10 protein-coding genes and 1 tRNA gene are annotated in these 11,478 nt (G+C 43.1%); 3 read left to right on the top strand and 8 right to left on the bottom strand.

Annotated features, from left to right (window positions below; all coding sequences use genetic code 11):
- Positions 1 to 3 precede the first annotated feature (3 nt).
- On the top strand, positions 4 to 693 hold the full coding sequence (locus ACFPIK_RS05575) for a potassium channel family protein (protein WP_377913078.1): 690 nt from the start codon (positions 4 to 6) through the stop codon (positions 691 to 693).
- A 63-nt stretch (positions 694 to 756) separates the two neighbouring features.
- On the opposite strand, the gene ACFPIK_RS05580 is transcribed toward ACFPIK_RS05575, so the two are convergent.
- A complete protein-coding gene (locus ACFPIK_RS05580) occupies positions 757 to 1,863 on the bottom strand; it encodes an outer membrane beta-barrel protein (protein WP_377913080.1) in 1,107 nt (368 codons plus the stop codon).
- A 139-nt stretch (positions 1,864 to 2,002) separates the two neighbouring features.
- Positions 2,003 to 2,076: transfer RNA gene (locus tag ACFPIK_RS05585), tRNA-Ile, on the bottom strand.
- A 95-nt stretch (positions 2,077 to 2,171) separates the two neighbouring features.
- Here ACFPIK_RS05585 and ACFPIK_RS05590 point away from each other — a divergent pair.
- Positions 2,172 to 2,801, top strand: a complete 630-nt coding sequence (locus ACFPIK_RS05590) for an HAD family hydrolase (RefSeq protein ID WP_377913082.1) — start codon at positions 2,172 to 2,174, stop codon at positions 2,799 to 2,801.
- Positions 2,794 to 3,903, top strand: coding sequence for a site-2 protease family protein (locus tag ACFPIK_RS05595; RefSeq protein WP_377913084.1), 1,110 nt, complete (start codon positions 2,794 to 2,796; stop codon positions 3,901 to 3,903). The genes ACFPIK_RS05590 and ACFPIK_RS05595 overlap by 8 nt, the downstream gene beginning before the upstream one ends.
- Before the next feature lie 41 nt (positions 3,904 to 3,944).
- Here ACFPIK_RS05595 and ACFPIK_RS05600 read toward each other — a convergent pair whose 3' ends face one another.
- From ACFPIK_RS05600 to ACFPIK_RS05625, 6 genes are all read right to left on the bottom strand, one after another.
- Positions 3,945 to 4,241 carry a rhodanese-like domain-containing protein gene (locus tag ACFPIK_RS05600; RefSeq protein ID WP_377913086.1) on the bottom strand — a complete coding sequence of 99 codons (297 nt, stop codon included), beginning with the start codon at positions 4,239 to 4,241 and terminating at the stop codon, positions 3,945 to 3,947.
- A 1-nt stretch (position 4,242) separates the two neighbouring features.
- Complete coding sequence (locus tag ACFPIK_RS05605) at positions 4,243 to 6,030, bottom strand: T9SS type A sorting domain-containing protein (RefSeq protein WP_377913087.1); 1,788 nt, start codon at positions 6,028 to 6,030, stop codon at positions 4,243 to 4,245.
- Positions 6,031 to 6,082: 52 nt separating this feature from the next.
- The gene (locus tag ACFPIK_RS05610; RefSeq protein WP_377913089.1) at positions 6,083 to 6,838 is read right to left on the bottom strand and encodes a PASTA domain-containing protein; all 756 of its coding nucleotides are present in this window, start codon (positions 6,836 to 6,838) and stop codon (positions 6,083 to 6,085) included.
- Between the two features lie 123 nt (positions 6,839 to 6,961).
- A complete protein-coding gene (locus ACFPIK_RS05615; protein ID WP_377913091.1) occupies positions 6,962 to 10,030 on the bottom strand; it encodes a M43 family zinc metalloprotease in 3,069 nt (1,022 codons plus the stop codon).
- A gap of 13 nt (positions 10,031 to 10,043) precedes the next feature.
- Complete coding sequence (locus tag ACFPIK_RS05620; RefSeq protein WP_377913093.1) at positions 10,044 to 10,292, bottom strand: NifU family protein; 249 nt, start codon at positions 10,290 to 10,292, stop codon at positions 10,044 to 10,046.
- An 8-nt stretch (positions 10,293 to 10,300) separates the two neighbouring features.
- Positions 10,301 to 11,395, bottom strand: a complete 1,095-nt coding sequence (locus tag ACFPIK_RS05625; RefSeq protein WP_377913094.1) for an Mrp/NBP35 family ATP-binding protein — start codon at positions 11,393 to 11,395, stop codon at positions 10,301 to 10,303.
- Positions 11,396 to 11,478: the final 83 nt, after the last annotated feature.

Here is an 11,478-nt window from a genome sequence, read left to right on the forward strand (position 1 = left end):
CTTATGAAGTATATCATTGTAGGATTGGGAAATTTTGGTTCCTCACTGGCCATGAAACTGACTGCTTCAGGCAATGAAGTAATTGGAATTGATTCCCGTATGGAAAAAGTGGATCAGTATAAGGAGAAAATATCCCATACGATCTGCATGAACGCCATGGATGAGTTTACCGTCACTGGACTTCCCTTAAAAGATACCGATGTGGTAATCGTAGCCATTGGAGAAGATCAGGGGGCTAACATCATGGCTACAGCATTATTTAAGAACCAGCAAGTCAAGCGACTCATCAGCCGGGCGATCAATCCGCTTCATGAGCGAGTTCTCCATGCCTTAGGCGTAGACGAAATCGTTCACCCGGAGGAAGAAACTGCTGAAAGAATGGCAAAGAAGCTCTGCATCAAAAATGTGGTGGATTCTTTCGAGCTCAGCGAGGAGTTTAGCATCATAGAGGCCAATGTGCCAGAGGAATATGTGGGTAAATCGATTAAGGAAATAGGCTTTAGGCAAAAATTCAACCTGCTCGTCTTGACTACCATCAAAAAAGAGGAAGTGAAAAGTGTGTTAGGAAAAAGTGAAACCATGGAACGGGTTCATGGTATTGCCACACCTGAAATGGTCCTCAAGGAAAATGAGATTTTGGTGCTTTTTGGCTCCAATAATGACCTCGAGAAATTTCTGAAAAAGAGATTCTAAGTTTCGGTGATTAATTAAATAAAGCAGTAAATCCCTTGGGCTAAGGATCCTACCTGGTAAAGTTTAGAAAGAGAAGGTAACATTGCCGACTATCCATAATTTTCTGGAACTGGCGGTTTGATTAGCATCTGTAAATACTGCATCACTTGAATAAAAATACCTGCCTTCCATCCTCCATAGCAGGTTGGTTGTAGGGGAAAAGTTGAGGCAAAGCCCGTTGCTGAACGCACTGAAATTGGGGAGTAAGGTTTCTGGCGAGATCTGAATGGCATTGGGATCGGAAAAATATTCCATACGCCCGGAGAGGGAGATTTTTTCTGTAAAGGCATACCTCGCAATAAAGTTGGCCTGCCACCAAAAAACCTCCTTATTAAAATTATGGATCAGGTTATTCTGATACCCGCCATAGAGGCAGCTGGTAAAATCCCAACTTCCACTGTCGTGAATCCAATAGATATCACTAAAAGCCCTCAGGCGGTCGTTGGGTTTGTTGGTTGATCTCTCGTCTCCAAAGTAGGTATTCCAATTCAGTAGGTTTTTGCTGTCCGGTCTGAATTCCAATTGGGTACCGATGGCTTTCCCTGCATTTTGATCATGGATCTGCTGCCATCCATTGAGCAAATACAAGTAAGCGCTGAGCTTTTCAGAAAGAGGAAATGATACCTTGGCTCCTGCGAGGTAATACGGGACATATTCCGGAGCAAAGCTCCGGGTGTACATCAGGTGGTCCCGACTGATGGCGCTTTCATTGGTATAGGGTGATCCAAGAACACCAAAATCTATCCAAATGTCTTTGGTTTTGCTGATTCGATAGCCAACGGATGCTTCTACCAGATTTTTCAGAAAACCTTTCTCATGGGCATAATTGGCATTCATGTAAGTGCCAAATCCGGGTACAAATCTCCCCCTAACCCGATCTGAGGTGTATCTCACATCCAAAAAAGCCAAATTGATGTTGGCTTCATGATGCCTATTGGACGAAACAAAATAGGGTACATCGCCAGAAGCCGGGCGGCTAAAGTCATAGCCAAAATAAGCGTCGATGTAAGCGCCAATACTCAGATTGCCCAGTTGCTCTCCGGTACTGGTATTCATCAATCCGGAATTGGTGACTTGGGCAAAAGCAGGTACCCCAATCAAGAAAAAAAATAGGAATAGAAAATGCCTCATAGGAAAAGGATTAGCAACTAGATCTGTGCGAAAGGTCGGAGTAGATTGGATGAAATCCAAAACAGAAATGAGGCTTTTGATCGTCTCTTGAAAAAACGAAAAAAAGCCCTCAGAAATCAATCTGAAGGCTTTGGAGTAGTGGGCCCAGCTGGGCTCGAACCAGCGACCCTTTGATTATGAGTCAAATGCTCTAACCGACTGAGCTATGGGCCCGAAAAACCTTAATTTGAGGCTTTGGGAGCCTTTTACCTTGGTTTTGGGACTGCAATGTTACATATTTGAGTTCATATACACAACCTGCGTTGCGAATGAAAAATCTATCCGATGTTGACTTTTTGATCTTTGATCTGGGTAACGTGATTATTGATATAGACTATCAACATACCTTCCGGCTGATCAAGTCTAAGGTGCCCGATCCACTTCATTCCCGAGTGGATCAATTTTATGTGACTGATTTTCATAAAGCTTATGAGAAAGGATGGATCGATTCTCCCACTTTTCGAAATGAAGTGAGAAGCTACTTTGAGCAGGAATGGAGTGATGCCGAAGTGGATGAATTATGGAATAGCCTGCTTGGAAAAATTCCTCCTTACCGATTGGATTTGGTGAAAAAATTACGGCAAACCCATCAGGTAGGTGTCCTCAGCAATACGAATGAAATTCATATTGAAGGTGTATATGAACTTTTAAGAAATGAATTCCAAGCGGATAGTTTTGATCCTTTTTTTGACCGAATCTTTTACAGCCATGAGATGGGATTGGCCAAACCAGATGTAGCCATTTATGAGACTATGGTGGCCGAATTGGGGACAAAACCTGACCGTGTACTCTTTTTTGATGACCTTTTGGCCAATGTGGAGGGAGCTAGAAAAGTGGGAATCCATGCTATTCAGGTGACAAGTCCACAGGTTTTGCTTGACTTTTTTAGCCATGTATAAGCCAAAGGAATACGCGATCCATTTTCTTCTTTTTGTCCTTACCATCCTTACCAGCACGCTGGCAGGCGGGGAGTGGGTATATGGCAAACATGTTTTGGCAAGCGGTGAGTCGGCCTTGACTTGGGAGTACTTCTTCAAATCGATGGCCTTTTCGATCCCATTTATCGGAATTTTGTTGGTTCATGAGTTGGGGCATTTTTTTACCTCACTCTATCACAAGGTTCGGTGTACCCTTCCTTTCTTTATTCCAGCTTGGCTGGGATTTATTGGAGCACCATCGATTGGGACATTTGGTGCGATTATCCGGATGAAAGGCTTTGTCAATAGCCGAATTAAGTTTTTTGATATCGGCATTGCAGGTCCTCTGGCAGGGTTTGTGGTGGCCTTGGGCGTATTGATTTATGGATTTACCCATTTACCACCTGCTGAGTATATCTATCAGATTCATCCTGAATATGCCGATCCCAATTTTCAGGGGTATGGAGAGGATGTGTTGGATTTTGAGTTGGGAGGGAATTTGCTATTTTGGGTTCTGGGAGAGGTTTTTGCTGATCCAGAACGACTTCCTGCCATGTCAGAAGTGATTCATTATCCTTTTCTTTTTGCGGGATATTTGGCTTTGTTTTTCACTGCACTCAATTTGCTTCCCATCGGTCAGCTGGATGGTGGGCATGTGATATTTGGCTTGTTTCCAAAATGGAATCAGCAGATTTCGCTGATTGCCTTTACCGCCTTTCTAGGCTACGCAGGATTGGGGATGATCAGCCCTGATCAACCCGTGGAAGAATCCATGATTCGAATTCCGCTCTATGTGGGATTTTTATACATCTGCTATGCCAAGTCGGGCCTTACATCGCAGAGTAAGCTTGCCATAGCCTTGACTTTGGCTGCCTCGCAATATGCCTTGGTTTTTTGGCAACCCAATTGGCAAGGTTATGAAGGATGGTTGTTTTTTGGATTCTTGTTGGGAAGAGTCATGGGCTTAAAACATCCCGAAGTAGGGGATACCTGTACGCTGGATACGAAGCGAAAAGTATTAGGCTGGCTAGCAATTTTAATTTTTGTGCTCTGCTTCTCTCCCCAGCCGTTTATTTTCAAATAAAAAAAACCGGACTCCAGTAATGAAGTCCGGCTTGGAGTGATTTAAAGAGCTCGGTAGGCCATGATCCCACCTAGTACGTTTCTGACTTTGGTAAAGCCTTTGGTTTCCATAAACTTTTTGGCATTTCCACTTCTGGCACCTGAACGGCAATGAATCACGATTTCTTCTTCCTTCATGGTTTCCAATTCGGCAAGACGATGGGGAAGTTCGCCTAGCGGGATATTGTCTGCACCCAGGTTGTCTTCTTCGTATTCCCATTCTTCACGTACATCGAGGAAGTGAAACTTCTCTCCACGCTCTAGTCTTTCTTTCAGTTCGCTTACAGTGATATCTTCCATATTAGTTTTTTACAAGAATTCTGAGTGATTTGAGACCGGATGGGGTAAGTAGGTTCACTACATAGACTCCCGGTCTTTGGCCTCTAAAATTAACGATTTCCCCTTGCTTGGTTTGTTCCCTGGGTAATAAAATCTCTCTGCCAAATGAATCCACTACCGTCAGATCACTAAACTCTCCATGGACTTGGAGTTCGTCTGTGACTGGATTAGGGAATAAGCGGTAGGAACTTTCAGGAAGGCTATTGTTTCCACCTTGGAGGGATTGGGTCACATGCGGACGAATCATCAAAGAACCTTTGACCTCTTTGTTTTGTACCCAACCGCCACCGACGTTGTAGTGTATTTTTTCGCCTTTGTTATTGATTTTATCTAAACCGATATGGACAAAATCATTGGTAAACTGGGTAAATCCCACGAAAAATTCTCCTGTGACTTGAATTGGTTTTTCCAAAGGGAAATAGACCCATTCCTCTCCGGGGTTTCTGGCAGGGATTACGGTTTCTTGGGAGTAAATCGGTTTTTGGTCAAGTTTGGACCACACTACCAAGTCGATGGCTTGATTTGCCTGAATAGCATTGGTGAAATAAATGGAAACACCTTTTAGAAAAACCTGCTCTGGAGTCGTGTAAGCCACCGCCAATTGACCTGATCTTTGATTGATTCCGGCCGCATAGTCTGCAGATCCATGGTCATAGGCAAAGAAATCTCTGATCGGGAATCTGGAGATGACCTGATCATTGGTACGATAGTCCACTGAAGTGTAACGGATCGTATCACCTTGATTGGCTTCAAATAAGATTCCGTCTCCAGTCGTGAGTTTGGTCTCAAATAGAATGTCGGACGGAGTGCCGGGAAGATTAATTTCTGAAAAAGTCCTGCTTAAAAATGTTCTGCGCTCCAACGCATTCGGGACTGGATTGAAAGGGGTATTAGCATTTATTGAAAGCAACACTGTGCCTGAACTGTCCTTTGCAGTAATGGAATATTCCATTGCCCGGAACCGGTTTTCCAAATTCAAAAATTCATTTTGTACCGTAGACCACTTACCGGACTGGTTTTTGGCTAGCAACTCCCAAGGATAAGCTCCAAATCCGTCTAAGCGAACAGCATTAGGTTTGGTGATGGAACGATCAGGATAGCTCAGATTAGACTGGGATCTTTTGGTATTGAGGTACACGTAATCCAAAAGCCAGGAATCAAAGGGGCCGCTTTGTCGGCCATTGGAAAAGAATCTAAACTGAAATGCTTGATGCTGCCATTCGGGCTTGATTTGGATTATTTCCTGAACGAATGTGTTGCGATCCAAATTATCTCCGCCACTTTTTGACCAGATGTTCAACCAATTACCCTGCGGATCGAGGATTTGAAGCGTAAGGCGGTCATTTTCATCAGGCAGTTCTGCATTTCCTCCAGCCTGCCAATAGAAGCTTAAAAAAAGAGAATTTCTTTCCGAGGAAGGAATGGAACTGAGATCAAATTTCTTGCTGCTGAGGTAATCACTTTCTCCTTGATCCCTGACTTGTTGAGAATAAGCTCGGCCATTTTGATCCACACCATTAAAGAGAACCATTCCTAAGGAAGGAGGACGAATTCCAATGGTTTCGGTATAGGATACTCCTTCAACATTCCATTTTAGGGTATCCAACCCTTGAGAAAAATCATCCCAAAATGGGATTGTTGGAATAAATGAGGTTCGTGCCGAGGATCCTTGTTCAGTTGATTTGGGTTGAGGTACACGATGTACTTGCCCAAACTCTACAAATTGAGCAAAGCCTTGTTGACTTTGCACAAGCAAGGTTAGAAGTAAGCAGCCAAGTATTAAAAAGTGCCTTTTCAAATCATTAGTTTTTAGCAACCCAAAGATCAATTGCTTCACCTGTTCGGACTTCTACTCCGGAGGCAGGGGATTGGAGGTAAACTTTACCTGTAGAGGCTGAATCGGTGCGGTTGTAGTTTTTTCTGCCTACTCTCAATCCTGAGCCCAAAATGAGAAATTCCGCATCCTCTTCATCCATACCGATTAAGCTTGGTACCAAAAGCATTTGATTTCCCATGCCATCGCCGACCACCAGATCGATCTTTGAGCCTTTGGGCACTTCAAATCCTTCTCGGATGGTTACTCCTTTGTACCGTTGTTCCAACACCACATTGATCCCGATATCTGGTACATAAATGATGTCGCCACGCTCCAAGCCTAAGTTGGACAGCATCTCTTGGGCATTTTTCAAGAGCATATTCTCCATATTTGGCATTTTGATGATGGGTGCGTTTCTGGCATTGAGCGTCAGGTATACTTTTCTGCCACTTTTTACTTGAGAATTGGCGGCTGGTATTTGCTTTAAAATGCCCAAGGCTGGTTGTTCAGTGCTGAATCCTGAATCTGGCGAGACCTCATATTGTAAGCTGGAGGATTCCAAAAGATCAACTGCTTCTTCGTAGGTATATCCTGATAAATCAGGAACGGATACGGTTTCGCCGTGATTAGTGTAAAGAGGGAGGTAAACTTTCAAAAATAAAAATCCAAGGAAAATAGAAATCCCAAAGATGATGGCTAGGTTGATTAAGATCTTTTTCAGATTGTAAGAGAGTGGATTCATCGAGTAAAATGATTCAAGCTAAGATAAGCCGTAATTTTTATCAAACCGCTGCAAAGTTGGCAAAAACCGAACAAACCCTTGACAAAAAATAAGCCGAAGCATGCGCCTCGGCTTTAATTTTGGTTAATTGATCACCAATCGTTTGATTTCCTGAAGCGTTGAACTGTTGATTTTTAAGATGTACAGGCCAGGGCTAAACATCTCTCTGGTGAATGTGTAGGTTTGGTTTAAGGTATTTGGAAAAGTCAACTCCTGGACGAGTGCACCTGTGGATGAAATGACTTGCATCGTGACCGTTTCCCTTCTAGGCAGGTTGAAGGCTACATTGAAATAATCCGCAGCAGGATTTGGATAAACAATCGTATTGCCTTCAGCAGGAATCACTGGTTCGGGATTGGCACTAAGGAACAATTCGAGATTATCCAAGTACACCGGTGGATTGGGAGTTCCTACCACATCCAATGCAAATGCTAATCTTATGGTTGATTTTCCCTGGCCGGCAAATTCAGTCAGATTGACATACTTTCTTTTGTAATCCCCTGCATTATTTGGATTGGCTTCACCCGTATTTACAGTAGACAAATTTGCACCTGAAGCTGACCATACCACAGCATAATCTGTGCCTCCATTGGCACTTGCCAAAAGATAGAGGGTTGTAGATGGGTTCATTACGCCCGCTGCAACATCAAAGAAAACACTGGCCTGTCTGCTGACTGACAGATCAAATGATGGGGTTCCCAACCAATAAGAATTACCATTTTGTCCTCCTTGTAATCGGACTACATTGTTTGTTCCTGTTGCGGAGGATACCGGAGTCACTTGCCAAGCTGTTTGGTCGCTTTCAGGATTGATTGTGAGCCAAGGAGAAAGGTCCGTACTGGAATTAAACTGTTGCCTCCAAGGTCCTTCTGTTCTACCTGGGTTCTCAATATTGAAGTTCCTGAGCAAAGGTGCAGCGGGTGCATTCTGATCAAAATTTGGTTCAGAAACGCCGAACTGAAGGCTGTTTTTGCCTTCGCCTGTGGATTTATTGATGCTCAAATCCACAGTATCACCAGGGGCTATGGAAGATCCAGAACCTATAAACACCCTATTTCCAGAATTATTTGTGTTTCTGGTAAATAGGAATCGAGTTACCGGAAGATTTCCTGTATTGATAATTCGTACTACTTCTTCTGTATGGGTTCCGGTACTGATTGGAGTAGGTGAAATGACTCCTTCTACTTTCAATTCATATTTGAATTGTTCCTGAGGCAGGATTCGAATGTTTTTGATGTAGAAGTTATTTCCGTAGGCATTCTTTGAAATGAAAGCTATTCTGATCTTGCCGAGGTCTTTGAATTTATTCAGGTTAACCAATTCGGTACGGAATTGAGATGCACTGGTAGGAATAAATTCATCCAAGGTCGGTGTTGAAGTTTGGAGTCTGGTACCGCTTTTTTGATAAGGAGGAGATACCACGTTAAAGTCTGCCGAACATTCCGGAGCCACTGCTATCATTAACTCATCCTGGAATCCATTCTGATTATATGGTCCGTGAGCTACCTCGAATACCAATTGTGCATTGGGGAATTGAGTAAGGTCTATTTGAGGAGAAATCAAATAATCGAGTTGGCCCTGAGCTTCGTATTCATAATGTCTCATGTATAGGGCGGATTGAGCTACGCCGTCTACAGTAATCGAAGTCTTTTCCCAAGTGAGCGATTGGTCAGGATTACTGACAATCCATTGGGCTGGGAAAGTTGCAAGGTTGTAAGTGAATGGAATCGAAAGTTGACCTTGCTGAATAGGTTTTGAAATTTGGGTATTGTTTACCGCATTGAGATCTGACGCGTCATTTACCTGTACAATGGTAAACTGAAATTCATTGGTGTCTCCTGAGGCCAGTATAGAAGAGAAAGACAAAGTAGCGGTTTGGCCAGTCTGGAGATTCAACCCAAATCTTTTGCTTTCAACCAATTGTCCATTTCTCTTAAACTCAATTCTGGCGGAAGTAATTAGTGAAGTACCCGTGTTTTGCACTTCCACCGAAGGGGTAATGTTCTGGTCGCAGATGGCATCACTAGGCTGAATAATTCTTCTCAATGATAAATCCCTGTCAGCCAAAACGGGTTCTTTTGTTGCCCTATTGTTTACCAAACTTGCTCTTCTTGGGCTATTGGCTAGTACTACATCAAATCGTTCTACCTGCCCTTTTGTGAAAATATTCATACATGGATCGGGAGTATAGTCCATGTAATTTTGGATCATGTTGTTATTACCGCAGGAGAATTTGGTAGGATTGGTATTACAGATGGTATTGGAGGCGTCTTGCTCGGGTGTGTCCAACACAAAATCATCCACCCCACAACCTCCATCGCCCCAAATGTGTCTCAAACCAAGGTAGTGACCTACCTCATGGGTTGCGGTTCTTCCCCTTGAAGCAGTGGTAGCACTTCCTCCCATTCCAAAAAATCTATAATCGATGGTTACACCATCCGTAATGACCGGAAAAGGGGTGAAGTTAAGACCGGGTAGGTTTGAAACAGGAAAGGAAGCATATCCAATGAATGGAGAGGTCAAAGGAACCACCCAAATGTTCATGTACTCTTCCGGATTCCACTGGGACAATTGCCCGATCAAAGTGGCGTCATCCGGTGAATAAATTGTCTTTGGGCCTTGGAGTCGTATTATACCAGAAGTTGGCAATCCGTTTGGGTCTTGTTTCGCTAGGACGAATTCAATATTTGCATCAGCAGCTACCGGGAGAAATTCTGCAGGTGTCCGATTAGCGTCTGCATTTTTTCTTCTGAAATCTTCATTCAGAATTCTGATTTGCTCTTGTATCTGAGAATCGGGAATGTTTGTGCCTACACCGACTGCCGTTCCTGTATGAATCACATGGATGACCACAGGAATTAGCCGAGGTCCTTCTTGAATTTTTGCAATCTGTGGAATACTCCTTTTCGACTCAATCTTTCGAGTCATCCAATCTTCAAAAAATGCTTTTGTGCCAAATACTCCCAATTCTTTTTCCAATTGGGATTCCAGTACGGTGTGCGCACATTTTTCATGATGCGAGTGGCCCGAATTATTTCCAAATGAACTATCCAGCTCTTGAAGTTTAACTGATTGGCCAAATGCACCCAAACAATAAAATATTCCCCCTACGAGAAGGGGGAATATTTTAAAAATTTTCAATCCTTTTTTCATCTAGTTGAATTGATCAAGCCATGGAAAGATTCACGGCTTCCACTCGGGTGATTTCCGGGATAGCTCTTTTGATTGCCTCTTCTACACCAGCTTTTAGTGTCATAGAAGACATGGGACATGAACCACAATTACCCATCATTTCAATTTTCAGGACATAATCATCAGTTAGTTCCACTATTCGAACATTGCCTCCGTCCGCCTCCAAATAAGGTCTGATGGTGTCTAAGGCAAATTCTATTTTCTCTCTCAATCCCGATTCCATGAGTTGTCTTATGCTTTTATTTCTACTATTTCTGTTTTTTCAATTGACGCGTTTCGGATAGCTATTTGTCTGGCTACTTCTTCAGCCAGGTTCATGTATGCCTCTTTAGTCAGTCCATTTTTCAATACTGCCGGATATCCGGTATCACCACTTTCTCTGATGCTCTGGATTATCGGAACTTCACCTAAAAACGGAACTTGGTACTTTTCAGCCAATTTTCTTCCGCCTTCTTTGCCAAATAAATAATATTTGTTTTCAGGTAGCTCTTCAGGCGTAAAATAAGCCATATTTTCTATAACACCTAAGATGGGGACATTAATTTGAGGCTGCCTAAACATAGACAATCCTTTATTGGCATCCGCTAAAGCCACTTTTTGTGGTGTAGTTACTATCACGGCACCGGTCACGGGGACAGTTTGTACCATGGTCAAATGAATATCCGATGTGCCTGGCGGAAGGTCGATCAATAAATAATCCAGTTCCCCCCATTCTACATCTGAAATAAATTGTCTCAATGCAGAACTTGCCATTGGGCCTCTCCAAACCACAGCACTGTCTGTAGGAGTCAAAAAGCCAATAGACATCATTTTCACTCCGTATTGAGTGACAGGTATGATTACATTCTTTTCACCTACTTTTTTCACAGCGGGCTGTTCGCCTTCCACATTAAACATAGTGGGGATAGAGGGGCCTGAAATATCCGCATCGATCAACCCCACTTTTGCTCCAAGTTGGGCAAGGGCAACGGCAAGATTTACCGAAGTGGTAGATTTTCCCACCCCGCCTTTGCCGGAGGCAATCGCTACAATATTTTTCACCTCAGGAAGAATAGGCGCAGCATCACGTACAGTGGTGACTTGAGAAGTCATAAAAATGTCCCACTTCCAGTCTTTTCCAAAATCTTCTTCCAGTGCCTCAATACAGTTGTTTTTGATCACCTCTTTTAGTGGACAAGCCGGGGTGGTCAAAACAACTTTGAAGCTTACAGTCTTGCCTTCGATATGAATGGATTGAATCATTCCCAAGGAGACCAAATCCCTTTTGATATCAGGGTCCTGAACGCGTGAGAGTGATTTTTTTATTAATTCCTCAGTCAATTGCATGGGTGGATTAAATTTTTCGCAAGGTAGGTCAAGATTGCCGCTTTGAAAAACCCACGGCAAATACAAATGTGAAACTTCCTAAA

This window comes from Algoriphagus aquatilis, assembly GCF_042657405.1.
GTDB classification, from domain to species: Bacteria; Bacteroidota; Bacteroidia; order Cytophagales; family Cyclobacteriaceae; genus Algoriphagus; species Algoriphagus aquatilis.

What these genes read in the sequence shown, in the direction of transcription:
- ACFPIK_RS05575 (WP_377913078.1), top strand. Translation starts at nt 4, where the DNA reads ATGAAGTATATCATTGTAGGATTGGGAAATTTTGGTTCCTCACTGGCC.
- ACFPIK_RS05580 (WP_377913080.1), bottom strand. Translation starts at nt 1,863, where the DNA reads ATGAGGCATTTTCTATTCCTATTTTTTTTCTTGATTGGGGTACCTGCT.
- ACFPIK_RS05590 (WP_377913082.1), top strand. Translation starts at nt 2,172, where the DNA reads ATGAAAAATCTATCCGATGTTGACTTTTTGATCTTTGATCTGGGTAAC.
- ACFPIK_RS05595 (WP_377913084.1), top strand. Translation starts at nt 2,794, where the DNA reads ATGTATAAGCCAAAGGAATACGCGATCCATTTTCTTCTTTTTGTCCTT.
- ACFPIK_RS05600 (WP_377913086.1), bottom strand. Translation starts at nt 4,241, where the DNA reads ATGGAAGATATCACTGTAAGCGAACTGAAAGAAAGACTAGAGCGTGGA.
- ACFPIK_RS05610 (WP_377913089.1), bottom strand. Translation starts at nt 6,838, where the DNA reads ATGAATCCACTCTCTTACAATCTGAAAAAGATCTTAATCAACCTAGCC.
- ACFPIK_RS05615 (WP_377913091.1), bottom strand. Translation starts at nt 10,030, where the DNA reads ATGAAAAAAGGATTGAAAATTTTTAAAATATTCCCCCTTCTCGTAGGG.
- ACFPIK_RS05620 (WP_377913093.1), bottom strand. Translation starts at nt 10,292, where the DNA reads ATGGAATCGGGATTGAGAGAGAAAATAGAATTTGCCTTAGACACCATC.
- ACFPIK_RS05625 (WP_377913094.1), bottom strand. Translation starts at nt 11,395, where the DNA reads ATGCAATTGACTGAGGAATTAATAAAAAAATCACTCTCACGCGTTCAG.